Origin of the sequence: Spirosoma validum (assembly GCF_014699035.1) — a bacterium.
Lineage (GTDB): Bacteria > Bacteroidota > Bacteroidia > Cytophagales > Spirosomataceae > Spirosoma > Spirosoma validum.
This window is the reverse complement of the sequence record NZ_JACXAA010000008.1, coordinates 95,459-117,185: the sequence shown is the minus strand read 5'-3', so window position 1 is coordinate 117,185 and position 21,727 is coordinate 95,459. Positions and strand designations below refer to the sequence as shown.

21 protein-coding genes are annotated in these 21,727 nt (G+C 45.7%); 10 read left to right on the top strand and 11 right to left on the bottom strand.

Annotated elements, in window-relative coordinates:
• Positions 1-2: 2 nt before the first annotated feature.
• Positions 3-857 carry an alpha/beta hydrolase gene (locus tag IC230_RS20790; protein WP_191040977.1) on the bottom strand — a complete coding sequence of 285 codons (855 nt, stop codon included), beginning with the start codon at positions 855-857 and terminating at the stop codon, positions 3-5.
• A 146-nt stretch (positions 858-1,003) separates the two neighbouring features.
• Between IC230_RS20790 and IC230_RS20785 the strand changes: the two genes are divergently transcribed.
• From IC230_RS20785 to IC230_RS20770, 4 genes are all read left to right on the top strand, one after another.
• A complete protein-coding gene (locus IC230_RS20785) occupies positions 1,004-1,708 on the top strand; it encodes an esterase family protein (RefSeq protein ID WP_191040976.1) in 705 nt (234 codons plus the stop codon).
• Positions 1,709-1,760: 52 nt separating this feature from the next.
• Positions 1,761-2,201: a DinB family protein gene (locus IC230_RS20780; protein WP_191040975.1), complete on the top strand. Its 441-nt coding sequence runs from the start codon at positions 1,761-1,763 to the stop codon at positions 2,199-2,201.
• Between the two features lie 389 nt (positions 2,202-2,590).
• Complete coding sequence (locus IC230_RS20775) at positions 2,591-2,965, top strand: YtxH domain-containing protein (RefSeq protein ID WP_191040974.1); 375 nt, start codon at positions 2,591-2,593, stop codon at positions 2,963-2,965.
• 152 nt (positions 2,966-3,117) lie between these two features.
• On the top strand, positions 3,118-4,152 hold the full coding sequence (locus tag IC230_RS20770) for a hypothetical protein (RefSeq protein WP_191040973.1): 1,035 nt from the start codon (positions 3,118-3,120) through the stop codon (positions 4,150-4,152).
• Between the two features lie 146 nt (positions 4,153-4,298).
• On the opposite strand, the gene IC230_RS20765 is transcribed toward IC230_RS20770, so the two are convergent.
• Both IC230_RS20765 and IC230_RS20760 read right to left on the bottom strand, forming a co-directional pair.
• The gene (locus IC230_RS20765; RefSeq protein WP_317171810.1) at positions 4,299-5,423 is read right to left on the bottom strand and encodes a sensor histidine kinase; all 1,125 of its coding nucleotides are present in this window, start codon (positions 5,421-5,423) and stop codon (positions 4,299-4,301) included.
• Positions 5,424-5,569: 146 nt separating this feature from the next.
• Positions 5,570-6,643, bottom strand: coding sequence for a sensor histidine kinase (locus IC230_RS20760; RefSeq protein ID WP_191040972.1), 1,074 nt, complete (start codon positions 6,641-6,643; stop codon positions 5,570-5,572).
• A gap of 193 nt (positions 6,644-6,836) precedes the next feature.
• On the opposite strand from IC230_RS20760, the gene IC230_RS20755 reads away from it, so the two are divergent.
• From IC230_RS20755 to IC230_RS20740, 4 genes are all read left to right on the top strand, one after another.
• Positions 6,837-7,268 carry a DUF1801 domain-containing protein gene (locus tag IC230_RS20755; RefSeq protein ID WP_191040971.1) on the top strand — a complete coding sequence of 144 codons (432 nt, stop codon included), beginning with the start codon at positions 6,837-6,839 and terminating at the stop codon, positions 7,266-7,268.
• A gap of 181 nt (positions 7,269-7,449) precedes the next feature.
• Positions 7,450-8,544 (top strand): sensor histidine kinase, encoded by a 1,095-nt coding sequence (locus IC230_RS20750; RefSeq protein ID WP_223860747.1) that lies wholly within the window; start codon positions 7,450-7,452, stop codon positions 8,542-8,544.
• A 162-nt stretch (positions 8,545-8,706) separates the two neighbouring features.
• Positions 8,707-9,831: a sensor histidine kinase gene (locus IC230_RS20745; RefSeq protein ID WP_191040970.1), complete on the top strand. Its 1,125-nt coding sequence runs from the start codon at positions 8,707-8,709 to the stop codon at positions 9,829-9,831.
• Entirely contained in the window at positions 9,828-10,610 is a 783-nt protein-coding gene (locus IC230_RS20740; protein ID WP_191040969.1) for a LytR/AlgR family response regulator transcription factor, read from the top strand. The genes IC230_RS20745 and IC230_RS20740 overlap by 4 nt, the downstream gene beginning before the upstream one ends.
• Before the next feature lie 824 nt (positions 10,611-11,434).
• On the opposite strand, the gene IC230_RS20735 is transcribed toward IC230_RS20740, so the two are convergent.
• The 4 genes from IC230_RS20735 to IC230_RS20720 form a co-directional block, all read right to left on the bottom strand.
• Complete coding sequence (locus tag IC230_RS20735) at positions 11,435-12,646, bottom strand: glycosyltransferase family 4 protein (RefSeq protein ID WP_191040968.1); 1,212 nt, start codon at positions 12,644-12,646, stop codon at positions 11,435-11,437.
• A 114-nt stretch (positions 12,647-12,760) separates the two neighbouring features.
• Positions 12,761-13,528, bottom strand: a complete 768-nt coding sequence (locus tag IC230_RS20730; protein WP_191040967.1) for a glycosyltransferase family 2 protein — start codon at positions 13,526-13,528, stop codon at positions 12,761-12,763.
• Positions 13,525-14,088, bottom strand: coding sequence for a WcaF family extracellular polysaccharide biosynthesis acetyltransferase (locus IC230_RS20725; RefSeq protein ID WP_223860764.1), 564 nt, complete (start codon positions 14,086-14,088; stop codon positions 13,525-13,527). The genes IC230_RS20730 and IC230_RS20725 overlap by 4 nt, the downstream gene beginning before the upstream one ends.
• 55 nt (positions 14,089-14,143) lie before the next feature.
• On the bottom strand, positions 14,144-15,076 hold the full coding sequence (locus IC230_RS20720) for a glycosyltransferase family 2 protein (RefSeq protein WP_191040965.1): 933 nt from the start codon (positions 15,074-15,076) through the stop codon (positions 14,144-14,146).
• Between the two features lie 298 nt (positions 15,077-15,374).
• On the opposite strand from IC230_RS20720, the gene IC230_RS20715 reads away from it, so the two are divergent.
• A complete protein-coding gene (locus tag IC230_RS20715; RefSeq protein WP_191040964.1) occupies positions 15,375-16,139 on the top strand; it encodes a methionyl-tRNA formyltransferase in 765 nt (254 codons plus the stop codon).
• A gap of 101 nt (positions 16,140-16,240) precedes the next feature.
• Positions 16,241-17,092 carry a polysaccharide deacetylase family protein gene (locus tag IC230_RS20710; RefSeq protein WP_191040963.1) on the top strand — a complete coding sequence of 284 codons (852 nt, stop codon included), beginning with the start codon at positions 16,241-16,243 and terminating at the stop codon, positions 17,090-17,092.
• Between the two features lies 1 nt (position 17,093).
• On the opposite strand, the gene IC230_RS20705 is transcribed toward IC230_RS20710, so the two are convergent.
• Genes IC230_RS20705 through IC230_RS20690 form a run of 4 tightly spaced genes read right to left on the bottom strand, consistent with a single transcriptional unit; the run spans position 17,094 to position 21,712 of the window.
• Positions 17,094-18,200, bottom strand: a complete 1,107-nt coding sequence (locus IC230_RS20705) for a glycosyltransferase family 4 protein (protein ID WP_191040962.1) — start codon at positions 18,198-18,200, stop codon at positions 17,094-17,096.
• 50 nt (positions 18,201-18,250) lie between these two features.
• Positions 18,251-19,450, bottom strand: coding sequence for a glycosyltransferase family 4 protein (locus IC230_RS20700; RefSeq protein WP_191040961.1), 1,200 nt, complete (start codon positions 19,448-19,450; stop codon positions 18,251-18,253).
• Positions 19,451-19,478: 28 nt separating this feature from the next.
• Positions 19,479-20,561, bottom strand: coding sequence for an acyltransferase family protein (locus IC230_RS20695; protein WP_191040960.1), 1,083 nt, complete (start codon positions 20,559-20,561; stop codon positions 19,479-19,481).
• Between the two features lie 47 nt (positions 20,562-20,608).
• Positions 20,609-21,712, bottom strand: coding sequence for an acyltransferase family protein (locus IC230_RS20690; protein WP_191040959.1), 1,104 nt, complete (start codon positions 21,710-21,712; stop codon positions 20,609-20,611).
• Positions 21,713-21,727 lie beyond the last annotated feature (15 nt).

Sequence of the window (21,727 nt, the reverse complement as noted above, 5' to 3'; positions counted from 1 at the left end):
GTTTACTCGGGGAACGCCCACTTTAAAAAATCGGGCATGATTTGGCTCCAGGTTTGCTGATTGTGCTGGCCGCCCTGAACCTCTACGTAGCGAATGTCGCGCTCACGGTTGTAGCCTTTTTTGACCAGTTCGCTGATCAGGTCGAGCGTATCGTCAATCGAGTCAATTACGCCGTTGTTGTTCCGGTCACTGGTTTCGTCGTCGGTGCCGGTTTCAAACCAGAATTTCAGACTGGGGGTGTATACGCCTTTACGGACCAGATCATGCATGATTCGATCCGTTTCGTCGCGGTAACCTTCTTCGGAACTTTTGCTACGCCACCAGAACGAGCCCGAAAAAACGCCTGCCCTACTAAAGCGGTCTGGATGATGAAATACAAGATCGAACGCAGATAGGCCCCCAAGCGAGAAACCGGCAAAAACTGACTTCGCCGGATCGCCACTAACCCGATAATGCTTTTTGATATAAGGCAATAGTTCGGTCAGAACAAAGTCGGTATACAAACCAGCTTTGCTGCCCCGGTGCATATAGTCGGCCTGCGCAGCCGTTCCATATTCCTGAATTCGGTCGCCCGCGTGAATAGCCACCAGTATGAAGGGACGAATGGCTTTTTTCTGATAAAGTGAATCCAATACGTCCGTCATACGCAGGCGGGGTAAATCCTGACCGTCGTTCAGATACAGGACCGGCAGCGGCTCCCCGCCGGTACGTTTCTGAGGATACTCGTCATAAGCAGGTGGGAAAACGATATCCAGGTGAACAGTACGTTTAAGGGGAACCGAGTATAACGAGTCATCCCGCCTGACCGTTACGGTAGGCGGTTCAGCATGAATTGAGGCCAGTAAAGGATCAGCCATAAGCGCAAGAAATGTCAAAAGTACGGTAGTCATCAAGTTGCAAAATAGGGATTTTTCATAAGTAACTGCCGATTGACATTGCCGTTCCCAGCTATTTCATCTATTTTCATCCGAAATTTCAACGTGCTCATCAACCCAACACTACTGTGCAGGAAGATTATAGAAAATGGTATTCGCACCATCTCGGTCGCGATATTGAGATGCTGGTTTATGGCAACTGGGGGTACCCGGTATTGCTATTTCCGACCTCAATGGGACATTATTACGAGTACAAAGACTTCGGCCTGATCGAAACCGTCCGCTGGTTTGTCGAGACGGGTAAAATCAAATTATATTGTATTGACAGCATCGACCGCGACAGTTGGTACGCCAAACATCTACATCCCGGAACCCGTATCTGGAACCACGTATTGTATGATCGTTTTCTGCATGAGGAACTAGTACCGGGCATTCAGCGTGAGTGTAATGTCAAAAAGATCGGCGTTTCAGGCGCTTCGTTTGGCGGGTACCATGCCCTGAACTTCGCGTTTCGACATCCTGAGCAGGTAGGTCATTTGCTGTCAATGGGCGCGGCTTTCAACATCCGGTCGTTTCTGAGTGGATATTATGACGATAACGTATATTTTAATAATCCACCCGATTTTATGCCCAATGCGCAGAATGACGAATTCTATCACATGAATATCGTTCTGGGTACGTCGGAATATGATTTCTGTAAAGACGCTAATTTCAAGATGTCGGGTATTTTGGGAAATAAAGGTATCCGACATCGACTGGACGTAACGCCCTGGGGTAATCACGACTGGCCAGTCTGGAAAGATCAGTTCCCGAGGTATCTAAGTATGATTTAATTAAAGCGGCCTCAAGCCGCTTTTTCATTTTACATAAAGACACGTTTAAACCATGGATGCCCTTCATCGACTACGTACTCATATTGCCGAGGTTCCTGCGCGCCTGGCTACGCGATCTGTAACGGAATTGGCACAAAAGGTGCCTGAAAAATGGTCACGGAAAGAAATTTTAGGCCATTTGATTGATTCAGCAATTAATAACCTAAAACGATTTACGGATGCGCAGTTCGCTGATGGACCGTATCCGATTCAGTCCTATAGTCAGAATCAATTAGTTATTGTCAATCATTATCAGGATTTACCAATCGAGCACTTAATAACCCTTTGGCAAAGCCTGAATACACAGATTGTCTACGTAGTCGAATTCCTTTCGGCAGAGACGCTAGCCCACCCAGTCCAACTCACTACGTCCAACTCGGCGGCTTATACACTGGGCTGGCTTATCGAAGATTACGTAGTGCATTTAGAGCATCACCTGAAAACGTTACTTTAACGCTAACGTCCATTTAGGTAATAAAAATACCGTTTATGAGATTGGTTAGTTTTAGCGGGACCGCCTAGACCTCAACAAAACGAGAGGGAACACAGGTAACTTACAATACTGTCGCTTTATAAAGTCCGTCTAATCAAGCGGGAGCCAAAACAGTATATACGCTTTTTGCTAAGTGCTACTCAAACATGAGTAGTTCCCTCTTTCCCGTAGAGATGGGGTAGTATTTCCCAATATTGAGTAAAAATACCTACATTTTTTTACATACATAAGTAATATTCTTTACGAAAAGTACTTATTTTTAATCCATTAACCGCTAACCGATTTCCTGGCACGCTTTTTAAGCATGATTTTGACTGTTCATTACATTTAAAATTAATCATATCAAAACCATGCTTTTTGAAAAAAGAAAGTATCCCCAGGATTACCTCACGGATCCGGCTTATCGGTCAGGTCTATTAACAGGACTAGTTGCTGGCCTGGTAGCTGGCCTTTTGTTGGCACCTCGATCAGGTAAAAAACTACGTAAACAGATTGCGGGTGCCCTGAGCGACCAGACCAAGAACGTTCAAGACCAATGGGATAAAACCAAAGTACAGGCTGGACAAACTATCGACAACATCAAAACCAACGTGAGTCAACTGGCCGATAAAGCACAGGATGAGTTTGATGGCTACGCCAATAAAGCAGATAACAAAGCGGATCAACTAGCGGATAACGCAAAGTCAGGTGTTGATAAACTCCGCGACACCTTCAAGGCTAGTTGACGAACTCGTGGCTTCTTCTGGTTTACTCAACATGTCATAAAATACAAAAGCGAATCCCTCAACGCATAGCGGACGAGATTCGCTTTCAACGCCCGAAAGGATTAGGGCCTTTTTACTTCTTTCGCTAATTCTCTAAGTTATTATCAATTAAAATGGAACGTACACTTTCTTACTCGACTGAGTCGGCTTACGGCCGCAACAATTTTATGAAACGGATTTCCTGGAGTGCCATCCTGGCTGGGGTGCTGGTGGCCATTGTGAGCCAGATGTTACTGACCTTATTAGGAGTTGGTATTGGTTTAAGCACTATTGACCCGGTAACGGAACGAAATCCGACCGCTGGACTAGGTACGGGAAGTGCTGTGTGGTACATCGTCAGCAGCCTGTTTTCCTTATTTATAGGCGGCTGGATTGCTGGTCGGCTAGCTAGCGCGCCCCGCCTGTTCGATGGTATCATTCACGGGATACTCACCTGGTGTCTGGCTACTTTAATAACGATTTATTTTTTGACGACGACCCTTGGCAGTCTTATAGGTGGGGCGGGACGACTAGTGGGTAGCCTGGTTAGCACCGCTGGGTCTGCTGTCGCGGCAGCCGCACCCGGCATTGGTAATGCGGTACAGGGCCAGTTGAAAGAGAATGGGATTGATTTACAAAACCTGGATCTGAACGATTTGAAGCAGGAAGCGAACAAACTGTTACGGCAGACAGGTAATGAAAACCTAAATCCAAATACCCTGGAACGTAAGGCCGATCAGGCTGGTCAGCAGACAAAAGCAGCCGCCAGTCGGGCCGCTGTCGACCCTCAGTCTTCGGACGATATTGCGGGTGGTCTATTCGATCGGTTGTTTAAACAGGGTCAGGCTACGGTCAACAGTGTGGATCGGGAAGATGCGGTGAATGTGGTTATGAAACGAACTGGTAAAAGCCGGGCCGAATCTGAACAAATCGTAGACAACTGGATCAGCACCTACAAACAGGCAGCGGCTAAGTTTGAACAGACGAAGAAAGAAGCTGAAGTGAAAGCCCGGCAGGCAGCAGACGCGACGGCTTCGGCTGCATCGAAAGCCGCTATTTTCGGTTTCTTTGGCTTATTGATTGGCGTAGCGGCTGCCGGATACGGTGCTAAGGTAGGAACCGAGTCTAAAGATGAGACTAATACGTTAGATCGGCCCATTCAGGGATAACAACCGGCATCTATTAGCCAATAAATAAACCCATGTCGACGGTTGCACACGGAACTCCTTATGGATTTCCTGTACAATCATCGACATGGGTTTTTTCATTGGATGATAGATATACAAACCGCGTTACTAATCAAACTGGCGCCGTATCAGGCGTGGGCTGGTTTTAACAGCGGCAACATAACCGTAAAATAATCATCGTCGGCTAAAACGACAGGATCAGTTTGGGCTAGCAGGCGATACTTGGCCGAAATGTTCGATAAGCCAACCTGGTTAGACGCAATCCGACCGCTGGTTCGTCGCTGCCGATTGTTACGTACCAGCAATTGGCCGTCGTCGGTCGTCCGAATTTCAATCAGTAAAGGCTTACTGGCGTGAATGACGTTGTGTTTAACCGCATTCTCGACAAGCATCTGCAAAGTAAGTGGAGGCAATTGATACGTACGCGCCTGAGAAACAATATCTACCGTCAGTTGAATTCCAGCACCATAGCGGGTTTTGAGTAAGTGATAATACGACTGAATGAAACCTAGTTCTGTGTCCAGCGTTGTCAATACGTCCTCATTGGTTTGAAGCAAGTATCGATATACTTTAGCCATCTCGTCGACAAACTGTTCGGCTTTTTCGGGTTCCTCGTCAATCAGCGACGAGAGTGAATTAAGACTATTGAACAGAAAGTGTGGATTAACCTGGTTCTTTAGGCTTTCCAACTGGCTCTGTATATTAATTTTTTCTAGCTGCTCCTTCTCCAGTTTATTCTCACGCCATTTTTTCAGAGAGTATGTACTCTCGTCAATCCCTACGGATAACAGGTTAGCAATTAAATTAACGAGAGCGATACGTCCAATTGACAACGTTTCAGGATCATATACGTAGCCAAATAAATGGAAGTAACTGTAGGCGGTTATTGTACCAAAGACGAAACAGGGCGTTATCACCATGAACACGACAATTAACCGCCAGACTCGTTGCCAGGTCTGCCCCAAATTGGGATAGCGGCTAATGACATGCTGGGTTACCAGATCTAACGTAACCAGACAGCATCCGGCAATCGACAGGTTGAGGATCGTAGCGGTTATAAAAATCCAGGGTTCTGTCCAGTAACGGGAGCCAATGACCCAATACGTCAGTAGCGGAATAAACCACGGAAACAACAGCAGAAAGTGCCACTGAGTCTGAGGCCGAATGCGCGGCAATCGCCGGTATAGGTCAGTAGCCATCTGCTTCATAATAGACTGGTCAACGAATGTGTAAATAGGGAGCGCAAGTTGCACACAGTATTCGTTACGGTCCTATCTGAATGTTTCCAAATGCCTGTTTCAGGCGCTGTTTTGAGTAAAGCGATGCGGGAGTCGTGAAACCACAACCGGCAACAAAAGACCTACCACTCGCCGGTTAATATACATTCGTTCACGGAAAATCAGCCCTCTCCTACCCGTTGATTACTTAGCAACGGCAGCAAAACCTTGAAATGCGTGTCCGTTTCTTCCACCTGAACCTCAGCGTTACTCAGCCGTCGGTATTTGGCGGTCAGATTCTCCAGATTGGCCTGCATCGTTTCAACCTTAACCACTTTACGCTGTAGATTATTTTCCACCAGTACCGCGCCATCTGACGTTGTCCGAATGCTGATCATCAATGGTTTTCCCGGCGACATTACGTTGTGTTTCATGGCGTTATCGATGAGTGTCTGTAAACTTAATGTAGGCAAGCTACCCTCCAGATACGCTGGGTCGACGTTCTGTGTGATGGACAAACTTGAGCCGTAGCGGGTTTGTAGCAGACTGCTATAGCTGGTCATAAAATTCACCTCTGTTTGCAGACTAACCAGCTCATGGGTATTTGCCTGCAGGAGATACCGATATACCTTCGAAAGTTCGTCAACAAACTGGCTCGCCAGCTGTTTATTTTCACCAATGAGCGACGAAAGCGAGGTTAAACTATTGAACAGAAAGTGCGGATTGATCTGCATTTTTAGCGCGTCGAGCTGATGCTGATACGTAGCCGCTCGTAAATGTTCGTTCGCAGTCTGATCGTTGTGCCACTGTTGGTAAGCGTAGGACAGACTCAGTACGGTACAGAATGCAAAATCAAATAGCAGAGTCAGTATCAGAATCGGGCGGATACGTACCCAGGTAAACTTGGTTCCAAACGCAGGAATCAGGCTGTACACAAACACATCAAATAAAACAGCTCCGGCAGATAACGTGCTCAGCACAACCAGCAACGTCAGTGTACGCTGCGTAGACTGTTCTACGGCAGGGTAATAACTGATTGCCCAACGAACCGCTTTCGCTATCAGCCAGGTCGTCAGAACATATAAAATGATCAGTAACACCGTCCCTCCGATAAACAGACCCAGATCTGTAAAATAATCCAGTCCAATTAAATAGTAATTGCAAATAGGAATCAGGACCGGAATAAACAGTGCATGATACCTCAATTCCCATTTCGAGAAATTCCTGGCTACTAGTTGGTAGAGGGCTTGAACCATGCGTAATAATTCCCAAACTAATTGGGGCTAATTTAAGCGGCTAAATTTAACCAGTTTTAGCGAAATGCGGGAAATCTGCTGACTTCCAGTCCAATCAAGGACATGATCGTGTCTCAGTTTGACGTTAGTGTATGACTAAAAATAAACCCAACCCTGAAAAGGTAAACTAGCAATCTATAACTAGCTGAATCACATGAACATACAAGAGCAAATCGAAGCGTATATTACTAGCCAGCCTGAACCAAAACGCAGCGACATGCAAGCGTTGCACCACCTTATTCTGCACGTAATACCAGCCTGTAAAGTATGGTTTCTGGATGGAAAAAACAGTGAAAATAAAACTGTTTCTAATCCTGCTGTAGGCTATGGAATTCACACCATACACTATGCTGATGGAAAAACCAGAGAGTTTTATCAGATAGGTATCAGTGCGAACTCAACCGGAATCTCAGTCTATATCCTTGGTATTGACGATAAGAAACACTTAGCCCAGACCTATGGAGAAAAACTCGGCAAGGCAAGCGTGAGCGGCTATTGCATTAAGTTCAAAACGCTAAACGATATACACATGGATATACTTGAAGCGGCAATACGATACGGGGTTGAGGTTACAAGTGAAAAGTAAATGTCAAACTGAGACACTATCAGGGACATTCACTACGTGTCATATTTATCGAACGGAACCTGTTCAACTTTTTTTTTACAATTCATACGCTATTTTTCTCAATTCATACAGCATTTCATACAATCGATACACTAACGGTCTGAAAATTGATACGGACATGGGCATTTTTGCTGTCTGATCCATGATGCCGCTTCTTACCAACTGGTCTCCCCCAAGCAGAGTCGATAGCTACCGTCCTCGTTTTTTTTGCGAGCGCGAGTGGCGCTGGCACGTACGGCTAATGCCTCCGCTGTTTCTGCTGGCTAACTATTACTTCATCGGTTCAGCGTATTTCAGGAATCCATTCACGTTTGTCATCGGGACCGCGTTAGCATTCAGTCTTTACTGGTTCTCTGTTGTTCTGATCACGTTAACAGTACGTTGGTCGATTCGGCATTATCCGGGTATGCAGCAGACCGTACCTCGTACGCTGGTCATGCTAACGTTCATTGGCGCTCTCACGATAGGACTATCCATTGTTTATGTCTGTGCGTATAGTACACTAACAAGCGTACCGTTTACCTGGCTGGCAGTACGGCCAGTTTGGATAGTTGGGCTGCTTTCCGATGCGTTTTTATGCGTCGCTCTAGGCTTGTTTTATACGTACTCGCAGTGGAAACTTGAACTTCAGGAAGATGAACACCTGCAACGTCAGGCGCTCCAAAGTCAGTATGATACGTTAAAAGGGCAATTGAATCCGCACTTCCTGTTTAATGCGCTCAATTCCGTTTCGGTACTTATCGGCGAAGAACCTAAACAAGCCGAGGAATTTGTCGATAAAATGGCCCGCGTTTACCGGTATATGCTGCAAAGCGGTCGATCGAATGACCAAAGTGCATGCGTTACGTTGCAGGCCGAGTTAGAATTCATTAGTCTTTATGCTGACCTGTTGCAGGTACGGTACCAAACCAGTCTGCGTATTGACCATCCTTCGTATGTGAGTAGCATGCTCCTGACACGTAGTGTATTGCCACTCAGCTTATTAACCCTGGTCGATAACGCGGTTAAGCATAATACCATGTCGACGGGTAAGCCGTTGGTGATATGTATTGACGTTACCCCCGATGGCTGGCTTCAGGTGATTAACAACCGTCAGCAACGAACCATCCGGTTAGAAGCCATCCGGGCTGGGCTGGTTAGCCTCGTGGCCCGGTATGAACTACTGAGTTCAGAAGCTGTTGTTGTCGAAACAACCGACGATTACTTCAAGGTTGCTCTTCCGTTACTAATCGTATAAACGTAGCTGAACATGATCGATAACCCGATACAGTTAACTCTTACTTTTCTCCTTTTCACGATTCGGTTTAGACAATTGATTCAATACGCACAACTGATTTTGTAGGATTACCCTCTATCTTTATCCTCATGAGCAGCCCCAGAGTCTACTAGTAAACGAACCATGAACAGACCTATACTCGACCGCATTTGCCGTTCACTGCGTCTTTCAAGGCGTGGAGCGTGGTCGTACGTTCTGTTGATACCCTGGTTTACGCCGATCCTGAGTTATCTGGTCTTTGGACATGATTACCTGCACAGCTGGCACGTACTCGTAAAGGCAACTGCCTTTATTTGTGTATTGACGACAATCGCCTTCATACCGCATGACTGGGCAGCCGATGCAGTTGTAAGAAAATATCCCGAACTACGTCAAACGGTAGTACGCGCAGGCATGATGGCGCTGGTTTTTATTGGCATCTCAGGTTTTTTCTTAACCATATATACCTGGCTTTTTATTCGTTTCCGCCCCTTTGGTTATCAGCTCACGTCTGATTCTTTAGTGATTGTATGTGGTTTTAATTTGATAGCCATTTTATTGCTGGTAGGTGTTAACGAAACCTCTTACTCACTAAGCCGTTGGCAGAAGCACCAGGTGAATAAGGAGAAACTTAAAAAAGAAACGCTGCAGGGTAAACTGCAAGGTCTCAAAAGCCAGGTTAATCCGCATTTTCTGTTTAACAGCCTAAATTCCCTCTCGTCATTGATCGCCGACGAACCGAAGCGAGCGGAGCAGTTTGTGGATCAGATGGCTCGCGTTTACCGATATATGCTTCAGACGAACCGCTCCTCAAGCGAGGATTCGTCTGGAGATGAAAACGACGAGTTAACTACACTAGACGAAGAATTAGCCTTTATCAATTCGTATTATCACTTGCTCAAAACCCGACACGGAGCTGGTTTACACCTCAATATCCAAGTCGATAATTATTTTCGGCAACACCGCCTGCCGCCCCTCACGCTACAGTTGCTGGTCGAAAACGCCGTGAAGCACAATGTTATTCTGGCCAGCCGACCGTTACGCATAGAAATTTTAACTACGTCGGATGGCCGCTTGTTAGTCAGCAATAACCTCCAGAAGAAAACGGCCCGATCTGAGCTGGCTAAAATCGAGTCAACGCAGGTTGGCCTGTCGAACATTCGGTCTAAATATCAATTACTTAGTCAAATCGAACCCGTGATCAAACCCGGACCCGATTCGTTTACTGTTATATTACCGTTACTCCAAACTGCCTTGATCACCGCATGAACGCCCTGATTGTTGAAGATGAAGAATTAGCTGTACGCAAACTTCAGAAGTTATTGCACGAAGTATCGCCCACGCTCACTATTCTGGGCGTTACCGCCAGTATTGAAGATACTGTGGCTTGGCTGGAAGGCCGTCGGTCCGCAGGTCAACCCGATCCAGACCTGATTTTTTTAGACATTGAACTGGCCGATGGACAGAGTTTCGAAATCTTCGAGCGGACTCCAGTACGTAGTACGGTGATTTTCACTACGTCCTACGACGAGTATGCCTTACAGGCTTTCAAGGTCAATAGCATCGATTACCTGCTTAAGCCCGTTCAGCGTGAGGATTTACAGCGTAGCCTTCAAAAATACGAAGACCTGCGTGGGCAGTCGGTAGAAGCACCGGAGTTCAAAATTGAAAAGCTCCTGCAACAGCTTCAGGGACAGACTCCACGTAATTATCGCCAGCGGTTTCTGGTACGTCAGGGACAGCGTATGCTCTCGGTTGAGGTCGGCGACATTGCTTATTTTTACACAGATGAGCGATACAGTTTCTTTGCCATGCATTCAGGTCAGAAATTCCTGGTTGATTACACGCTCGATGAACTGGCCGACGCACTCGATCCGAATCGTTTTTTTCGCATTAATCGGGGCGTCTTAGTTACCCACCAGGCCGTGGAGCAGATGCAACCTTATTTCGGTAACCGACTGGCCCTCAGCCTTCGGCCCGTTTTCGACAAAGAGGCTCTCGTCAGCCGTGAACGGGTTAGTGATTTCAAACAGTGGATGGGGAAATAGTCCTTTTTTTTGCAGAATACCCACAATCTGCGTATTTTTGACGCACTTATTGATCCTGTGTAATTTTCATAATTACAAATGGGTTAGCTAAGTTGGCCCTGTAGCTCAGTTGGATAGAGCATCTGCCTTTATTGTTAGGAGCCATAAGTAAGGAAACTGCTTATGGGATGTTGTCAAATTCGGCGAACTCTTCTAATCTTGAATGTCGTACTCGATGACAATTAGCACAAAGTAAAATACATTTATTTAGTTCCGTTTGGATAGCTGACCATGATTTTAGACGAAGTTTGGTCCAATCATGATCTTTTTCGGATGGCTCTAAGTGATGAAATTCAAAAACGGAGTAATGAGTATTTGAAAGATGTAAACCACAATCTGCGCATTGGCTACCTTTGTAGTAAATCGCCTGTCGTTTACACTCAATCCATCGGCGAACAGCCTTTCGATTGAAACAGGCTTTACAATAACACATTACCCCTTGACTATGAGTCTTGGACTTATAGAAATTGTCAATGGATTTCTGAATTTTACATTTAGTGCAAATCTTCATCTTGATGACTTAGGTTAATGACAACGCCGAGCCAAGCCTCTACTTGTATGGGGAAGGTGTAGAGACTAAACGGCAACCACCTACGTACGCCGAGTGGCGAATAGGGTGAAGACATAGTCCAGACCACAAATGTGCGTCAGTAGTACGTATAGCAGCGAAAACTGTAGTTGGTAAGCTAAGCAGACGGTCAAGCGTTCGAATCGCTTCGGGGTCACCTAAATGCAAAAAGCCCTCCGGAAATTTCCGGAGGGCTTTTTGCATAGTAATTATTATGTTATAGATAATCGACGATACGGCGCCGACCGGCTACGCTGTTCTTCCACTCCCGGTGCAGCATCGATTTACGAAGGCGTGGGTGAGTCGACATGTACATGACGCGCATCTTGAGCGTGAAGCTGATAAACATGTATAGTCCGAATAGACAACCTAAAATGATCAGGGATGCTGTATTGGTTATGTTCCGGTGTAACAGGAAAAACATGATCGTATTGACCAACGACGCCCCACAAAGCACAGCTGTAGCACCTATGTGCGATAGACCGTTATCCAGCAGAATATGGTGCATATGGTTTCGGTCTGCCGAGAAAGGCGAACGACCGGCCAGAATACGTACCAAGAATACCCGTAATGTATCGAAGATCGGAACAATCAGAATCACGATAGCAACGATTGGCGCATTGAAAAACGCTGTTGGTTCATAGCGATACGACGCATTAAGGTTCACGAATCGCACAGCGAAGAATGCCAGCATAAAGCCAATAATCAGCGAACCAGTATTACCCATGAATATTTTACTGGTTTTCGAAAAGTTAAACCGTAAAAAGCCAATCAGCGCGCCCGATAGCGTAAACGCCAGACAAGCCATGGTAAAATGGTTTGTCAGTAGAAACCAACCGCCAAACGTACCACTGGCGATCGTCGCAATTCCCCCGGCTAACCCGTCAATACCGTCGATAAGGTTGATCGCATTAGTCAGGGCAATGAAAATGAAGCAGGTAAGTAGAATACTAACGACTTCGGTAATGTGATGGAACCCCATTATTCCGTATAAATAATCTACACGGAGTTCGCCAAAGAAAATCAGGATGATCGAGGCCAATACCTGAAACAAAATCTTTTTCGTTGGGTCGATGCCAACCAGATCGTCTTTAATACCAACGAAGAATAGGATGGTCATTCCGACAATGGAAAGGTTCGTACGATAGATATCTGTCTGGTCAATGCTCGGCCACAAAAAATACGCAATCAGGATGGCCGCAAATATGGCAATACCTCCGAATGTTGGCGTTGGTGTCGTATGCGACCGACGCTCGCCGGGTTTCTCCATCAGCGATTTTAATTCGGAAATTTTAATAACGACAGGAATAGCAACTACTGAAACAAAACAGGCGACTAAAAAAGCCAGTACACACTGGTATAAACCCAGCATGAACAGGTCGTCACCGCATTTATGTTGCAGATAAGCTATAAATAAGTCTATATTCATAATGTGTGGGTTTACTTGAAGATATGGCTCTACGAATTGAAGCCGATAAGGTCTATAAAAATGAACGGTTTGTCAAAAAATGCAAACTTATTTGATTTAACGGCTTGATTGTTATCAATCTGGTCGTTTTGGTGGCTTGGTGACGTATTGGCTTATTTTCCGTAGTGGCTTCAACCAAAAGGTAAAAAAGTAAGGCTTTAACCCGTTCAGTTGCCAGGCTATCCGATCTGACTGATTAGCTTCCAGGCGGTTTTTCACACTGCTGTTACTAACTCCACCCATACGCATGACAATCGTCACTTCATCCATATAAGCCAGTTTGACCTTATTTTTATGAATGAAACGTAGCATCAATTCATAGTCGGCTGCGCTCTTCAGATCAAGCCGAAACAGCCCATACTGCTCATACATCGATCGTTTTGCAAAGAACGACAAGTGGCCGGGCATCCATCCCCAAAGGAACGCATTTTCGGTATACCAACCTGAACGCCAGTACCTTTTTATTTTTTGAACGTTAGTCCGATCAACATAAATCATATCGCCGTAAGCCGCGTCGCTATCCGTTCGTTTCAGCGTAGCAACCATGTTTTCGATTACCCGGTTGTGCCGGTAAAAATCGTCGGCGTTAAGCAGTCCGATCACTTCGCCTGTTGCCAGACGAATACCTTTGTTCATCGCGTCGTATAAACCTTTATCGGGTTCTGACACAAACTGAGCTATTCGCTTACCGTACGACTGCACAATATCGACTGTACCATCGGTCGATTTTCCGTCGACAACTATGTACTCAATGTCCGGATAGGTCTGATTGAGAATCGATTCGATACAATCCCGAACAAATTCCGCCCCGTTGTAGACAACCGTTATGATGGATACTTTCACGCTTTAATTTTTCGTTGTCGGACCCAAACGGCCGGATTTCCCTGATAAATACCGTATGCTTCCAAAGAACGTGTGGCAACCGAGTTAACGGCCAGCACAGCATGGGACTCACAACGAACGCCCGGACATACAACTGACTTAGCGCCTATCCAGACACCTTCCGCTAACGTAATGGGGCTAGGCATCAGGTCAAAAGTTGGCAAACTGTAATTATGGTTACCCGTCAGAAGCATAGCTCCCTGCGATAGGCAGGCATGATCCCCAATCACAATTTCGCTAAAGTTATCGATCCAGACCTGCTCTCCAATCCAGACGTAGTTTCCCACCCGAAGTAACCAGGGAAATTTGATGTTTACAGCAGGTTTGATCATCACGTTTTCCCCGATTTTCGCGCCAAACAGCCGTAAGACAGCTACTTTAAGACTGACTGGGATGGGTAAATACGTATTGAGAAAAAACGCATTTACCAGAAACCACAGCAAGACTTTCCATCGTGGACCGGGATTGTACCAACTGTTATTGAACTGCGACAGATCGGTTTTTCCATTTGGCTGGCTCATTGATGCGCTGGGTTCTGTATTGAGCGGTGCCTGTTCGTGCAGAGGTGTCACCGATTCAGGATTGACTAACCTGTTGCGGTCGGATTGCTCTAAGGTCTTTGCCATATTCCGTTCGGAAATAATCAATAATTGCGTCTTTGTCCTGACCAACCCGAATCCTAACCTCCATTAGTTTAGCGTCAACCAGAAAACGATACCACAGTGCCTGTAAAAAACACCACACGAAGCCAGCGCGCCCGTCCAGAAAGCCTAGTCGAACAAAATATCGATAAATAAAATAGAGAATCGGGCGAGTAAATAAGGGTAACGACGCGTATTTTTCTTTCAGATACCGAATCCGCTGATCCTGCGTTCCGAAGAGTTTGGGTTGTACTTTCTCGGCCTGATCGAATTGGTAACGGTAGTTCAGCAGATTAATCATTTCCAAAATTGTATAATGATTATGCTTCTGCGTCCACCAGGTTAGGTTATTAAGATTGTGATCAACAATGTCATGATCAAACTGAATCGATTCACCCTTCGTAAGCTTGATGTGTTCGTCATGCCACACTTGCTCACAGAATCCATCCCCCCGGCGCCACAATCGTAACAGCCATATTGGATAAAAACCGCCATGCCGCATCCAGCGATTCAGGAAAAATACCCGACGTTTCACATACACGCCCCCTACCGAAATAGGTAAACCCATGAGTCGGCGGTTTATCTCGTCCGCTAATTCGGGCATTACGTATTCGTCGGCATCCATCCGCATCAACCAGGTTGTTGTGAAAGGCGTATGTTCAATCCCGTAGTTGAACTGCGTAGCATAATTAACCCACGCATTCTGAACGACAACGGCCCCCAGCGAACGGGCAATCTCAACGGTTCGATCTGTTGAGAACGAATCGACGATAAATATTTTATCCGTAAACGGCAGTAAACTCTGCAAACAGCGAGTAATGTGTTTTTCCTCGTTATGTGTCAGAATGATGACGGAGACATCAGTCATGCGTTCGATAATACGTTGTAAACTAATTGGGTTATTCCTATTCTTTTCCAGCAAAAGACGATGAATTTACCCAGTGACTGCCAGCTGATAAACAATGCAATATTATAACTTTTTTTATATAGGACAAAGCCTGCGACGATACATTACGGGAATATCATATTGTTTTTGTACTATTTTTTATCGATTCATGATGTAATGGATAAACGGCCTACCTCAGAATATAGCAGTTCTGTGAATAGTACACGTCTGTTTTACGCCAGAATAGTTAGTTTTGTGGGCAACTATCCAATAACTGCTTATGCGTCTTGTGATTCTCACGCAGGATGACCCATTCTACCTGGCTCGTAATATTGACTACCTGCTGAAAAAGTTACCCCCTTATGCTGAAGTCGTGGCAACGGTGGTTTTTGATGTATCACCGTTTGGCAAGCGTGAAAGCTTCAGTGACAAGATAAAAAAAACGTATGACATCTTTGGGTTGCCTTTCTTTGTGCGCTACGGGTTTAAGTACGTAGCGTCGAAATTAGATAGCCGTAACAATGTTCGCAAGGTACTGTCCGACCGAAACATTCCGCTGGTTCAGATCGAAGGGAATATCAATAAAGACGAAAACCTGGATAAACTTCGGGCGTACAAGCCGGATCTGCTGGTATCAATTGCGGGCAACCAGATTTTTAAGCGAAAACTGTTAGACATTGCTACGTATGGGTGTATCAATCTGCATACAGCGCTGCTGCCCAAATACCGGGGTTTGATGCCTTCATTCTGGGTGCTAAAAAATGGTGAAACGCACACGGGCGTATCGGTCTTTTTTGTTGATGAAGGGATTGACAGTGGCCCAATTCTGGTACAGAAAAAACTGGCCATTGGCACTATGAGTCAGGCCGAACTGATCGACATAACCAAGAAGATGGGCATGGACGCCATTCTGGAATCTATAGAAAAAATTCACTCAGGCAAGTATGAATTGATCGAGAACGATGCGTCTCAAATGACCTATTTTACCTTTCCCACGCGAGACGACGTAAAAGCTTTCCTGGCCAACGGCAAGCGGTTTTATTGAAAAGTGGAGGAAGGGGAAGAAAGGGAGGAAATGGAAAAGGAGCTAATTCCTAAATGCCCCTCTCTTCCTTTCCTCCCTTTCTTCCCCTTCCTCCTTTTATTATGAACATCCTGACATTCGATATTGAAGAGTGGTTTCATATTCTGGATAATGCGTCGACACGTACCGAAGCCGAATGGAGTCGATACGAAACGCGGATTTACGAGAACATGGATCGTATTTTCCAGCTTCTGGCCGATACAAACAGCCGCGCTACGTTTTTCTGCCTCGGTTGGGTAGCCGATAAGCACCCAGATGTAATTCGGCGAATTGATGCCGCCGGCTATGAAATTGCGACTCACTCCTACGCTCATCAACTTGCCTATGAGCAAACGCCTGCTGATTTCCAGACCGATTTAATACGTTCCATCAAGCATTTGCAGGATCTGACGGGCAAAAAAGTTCGGTCCTATCGGGCACCGGGTTTTTCCATCAAAGAATTTAACCGTTGGGTTTTTCCAATTCTGGTTGAGCAGGGTATCGAAATTGATTGTTCCGTATTCTCGGCCCGTCGCGCACATGGGGGCGATGCCGAGTTGGGAATGTTCGAGCCGGGTTATCTTGATGTAGGCGGTACGTTGCTGAAAGAATTTCCGATGAATACGGCAGCCATGTTCGGGCAGGATCTGGTTTTCTCGGGCGGGGGCTATTTTCGGTTACTTCCTTACGAGGTCATTCGACGATTTACACGCCAGTCTAACTACGTGATGACGTATTTTCACCCCCGTGATTTCGACGCCGGACAGCCCATGATTCCCGGACTGAGTCGGGCGCGGCAGTTCAAATCGTATTACGGCCTTAAAAATTGCCTACCTAAACTCAAACGGTTGCTTGTCGAATTCCCCTTCGTCGATTTAACCCAGGCAGACAGCCAAATTGACTGGTCGAACGTAGTAACAAAGCGAGTCAACTGATTTATAGCTTTTTATCAAGTACTTGCTGGTAGACCGCTTCCCACTGCTGGATATTTTTCGTGATATCGTATTCTTCTACCAGCTTAGTCGCATTCTTCCGATACTGCTCATACGTAGCGGAATCTAAATCGGCCATCTGGTTAAGCGTTTCGGCTAACGGCTGTACTTCGTTCGACGACCAGAAACCAGCCTTACGATCACTCAAAATTTTCCAGGGCGTGCCCAGCGAGGCAATCACGGGCGTGCCCTGGGTGAGTGCTTCAGTCACGACAATACCAAAATTTTCGGTATGCGATGGCATCACCATGCAATAGCTATCGGCCATCAGCTGGTATTTTTCCGTTCCTTTTTTGTGGCCTAGAAAATCAATTTGATCGCCGTAGCCTATTCGATTCGCTAATTCGATTAGTTGTTGGCCATACTCATTCTGGTAATCACCGATGATTTTCAGCCGTTTCTTTATCCGAACGAGCGGCAAGGCTTCAATGAGTCGTTCAATCGCTTTTTTAGGATGGATTCGTCCGACGTAGAGCCAGTAATCGCCGGGCGTTCGGGTCAGTCTGGGGGTCAGTTCCATAAAATAAGGGAGTTGAACGATACGAACACCTGAGCCAAATTGATTTTTGGCGTATTGCGTCTCAGCATCACAGGTTGAATGAAAAACAATTCGCTTTGTCATCATCCGTATAAAATTCAGGACGGCTTTTTTACGGCCTGTACTGTAGATCATCGCATCCGGGTCCAGCTCGCCGTGAATCGTCCAGACAATCTTTTTACCGAATAACAAGGCCAGCGGAGCCAGCAACCATGAAGATGGATAATATAAATTCGATAAATGAACAATGTCACACCGCCACAGTGGCATCAATGAGGCCAGTAGCAATTTCAGGGGTACGTAGTGAATAGCCGTTTTGACGTAAATTCCGCGGCCAAAATCAGTTGTCAGCCAACGGTCTTTTTCGATTTCAGGGCCAATGCCATCATCGGTTGTTGTTACCCAAACCTGATGCCCTCGTTGGGTGAGTGCTTTGGCCTGCCAGTACATAATATTGTCAGGACCACCAATTTGCGCCGGAAAAAATGAACCAGCCGAAAAAAATATCTTCATCCGTTAAAAGCTGAATTAATCAACGAAACGCCAAAGTACGTTGCGCTTCGCTAGTGCTGATTTTGAGCCGTTTGAGTCACCTTTGATTGACTAACTTTCCTAAATCCGTTGAGCATTCCCAGAGCCACTGCTTTTGGCGAATACGGAATAACACTTTGCCGGGCTGATTCGCTCAGTTGTCCCAGATCAACTTTGTCATCCATAAATCGCAGGAGTAAATCCGTCAACTGGTCAGGTTGAGCTGGGTCGAAAACGAAACCGTTTTCTTTATCGTGAACCAGGTCGGGAACACAACCGCACCGATTAGACACGATGACTGGTAAACCACAAACCAGGGCTTCATTGACCACTAACCCCCACGGCTCTGACCAGCTCGGCAATACCAGCACATTACCTAACGCCAGTACATCAGGCACCTGAAACCAGGGGCGACCTGACATAAATTGAACCGAATCGATTAACCCTAATTCATCCGCCTGTTGTTGAAGGGAAACCTTTTCCGGACCATCCCCAAGCAAAATTAGCCCCCATTCCTGTGCATTTGACGATTTTTCATTGGCATCCGCAAAAGCCGTGAGCAGAGTCTGTAAGTTTTTAAACGTAATCAATCGACCAACAAAGATGAAATTATTAGGCCGTACGCTCAATCGCTGCTGCTCCTGAACTCGCTTCGGCAGGGCCTCTTCATAGGCAACTCGAAGCGCGTCATTGTCGACGGCATTCTTACGTAGCAGAATTTTTTCGGGTGGAACGCCCAACTGAATAAGGTAATTGGCGGATTGTGTTCCAAAACAGAAAAATCCATCACATAAGCTGAATATCCGGCGTTTGAATTGTTCTTTCCATCCTCCCTGCCGCTGATCGGCCAAGGTGCTTTCGTTCTGCATGACGACGCGAATACCTTTCGCTTTTGCCCATAGGAGCAGAAAAATTTGAGCAAAATCGTAGTAACCCGTTAATAGAATAACGTCTGGCTTAAATGCTCCGGCACGCTGTAATAGGGATCTTGTCCGACTACGAAGACTAATATCTTCCAGAAATCGATCAAAGAGTAAATCGTAGTCGTAGGCATAAACCAGAGTACCTACGTCCGATGCTGTTTCCAGATCAGCCCGGGAACGTTCGTTGCGAGCGATTTGCAAAACCTTTACAGTAACGTCTGTCTGCTGATCAACAAGTTGCTGAAGTGCCTGAAATACACTGGCCTTGTAATGTGCCCAAAGAATATTATGAACGATCAGAATACGCATTTACAGGAAAAAAGAGGGCAAATATACACTATCCGTTATCTGGTTTCGGACTAACTGGTTTAAACAACAAATTCAATTTTTTCACCAAAGGCGCTTCAAAACGACTATGAAGATCAATGCAGACAACAATCAGTACAACGGTAAACAAAAGGGCCGCTATATGCTGTCCCAACGTATTAGGTACTGCGTTCAGTAATCGCCCGTAAAAAGGAAGAAATGGGAAATGAAAGATATAGATCAGGTAAGATGCGTCACCAATCTTCATCAGGAGCCGATTAAGACCTGAAGGCTGAAACCAGCCATTACGTTCTAATCCCGTGAAAGAAAGCACCAATAGAAAGGAACTCAGTCCGTAGAGGATGGTTCGCTTGGCAGGCTCTTCAAACAAAGTACCTTTATTTACCAATAGCCAAACGCCCGAAATTAATAACAGAAGAAAACAGATCGGTGTACTGAATTTATACTGATGAATAAGCCACCAGATTAATACCCCTGAAGCGAATTCCAGATTGTAGGGACTAAAAAAGAAGGTAAGTAGCGGGTAAGGTGTGAATACGTTTGGATTTAACGTAGCAACTCCTGACAGGGTCAGTACAATAGCAATAAGTAACCATAATTGTCGGGAGAGGATTAGCAGACCAAATAACAAATAATAATATAATTCAAAACTCAAACTCCACGTAACACCATTGATATTAGGATGGTTGGGCAAAAGGAGAAAAGCGCTTACGATCAAATCCCAGGACGTTGGCAGAAAACCTACCGATTTTTTTGTGACGAACTCGACTAACAAAAGGCCACCAACGATAACGACGAATGTAATCCAGTAGATTGGATAAATTCGGATCAGTCGCTTACGAATATACGTAGCGAAATAGTCGGGTGTACCAAAATACCGATGAGATGTATGCATGATCACAAATCCACTGATCACAAAAAATAAATCGACGCCGGCAAATCCATTCTGAAAAAGTCCCCCAATAAGCGGTTGTTGTCCACGTCGTTCGTTTCCCAGAGACAGGTGAAATAGAACAACGATTAATGCCGCTAATCCTCTAAGAATCTGAATCGTGTCAAATACCTTTCTTGGGGGAGTTGCAGAAGTCAACATAAATGGATCAAATGAGATAAGGCTCTGAGAACGGGCGATCTTTCTCGCTACGAATTGGAATGCGCTAGTCTGGGATGCCAGCGGGTACGAATATACGTCTGAGCAGGACGTTCAATAAGGTGGTAACAGATTATTGTTACAAGAAACAGTGCAGCAAACGTGAAGATATCCCGTTGGAACGTATCGCCCAGCGACAAGGGATCAACTTTTTTAAACAGCCAGATTACGGGCATTTGCAGGATATACAGTCCATAGCTGATCTCGCCCAGATATACCAGCGGAAGCCATGAAAAAAGGCGGGTTAGCACCGTATCGGTTTGTAAGCCTAGTCCCGTGATAAATAAGATAAAAACCGGGGCTAGCATCCCTCCCTGGGCATACATCATAAGTCGATCCTGAGGAACGATTACGATCAGGCCAATCAACCCCAGCACCAACAAGCACCAGGCGAGCCGATTTCGGGCTGGAGAGGGCTTATGTTGCCGTACGTAACGCCAGAAAAGCAAACCACTTAGGCAACCATTAACGAACGTAGCCAAGTGCATCCAGGGCGAATAATAAATGAGATTATGGTATTCGTCGGAGGAAAAATTCACGGGTTTAGGTTGACTATCTAACAAATGATATAACCCAATACCGCTAAGCCAGCAGATTACCAAAAGTCCTGCTAACACCCGGTTAGGCAGATTCATTAGTAGTGGCAGCAACAACGGAAAAAGTGCGTAGAAAAAAGCTTCAACTGATAACGACCAGCCCGGCCCGTTAAGCGTAGTAACCAGAGACGGAAGCCAGGCCTGCATTAGACTCAAACTAGCTATTAATTGGGCGGGTGTTACGGATACATTATAGTACGTTGTCTGGACGAACATCGTCATTAGCAACGCGAAGCAGTAAAGTGGATAAATCCGGGAAAACCGAGCCAGCCAGAACTGGCCTCGATTTAATGCACCGGTTCGCTCAAGAGAAGACCGGTACGTAATGGTTAAAATAAAGCCGGATAAAACAAAAAAGTAGACAACGGCAATATGACCATATTCAATGAAATATCGACCCGGATAAACCGTAAATGGATAAGTGCTCCGAGCACCGTGAAAAATCAAAACGATCAATGCGGCAATGAAGCGCGTAAAGGTAAGCTGAGGTAGTGGCATAGGGTGGTCATAATC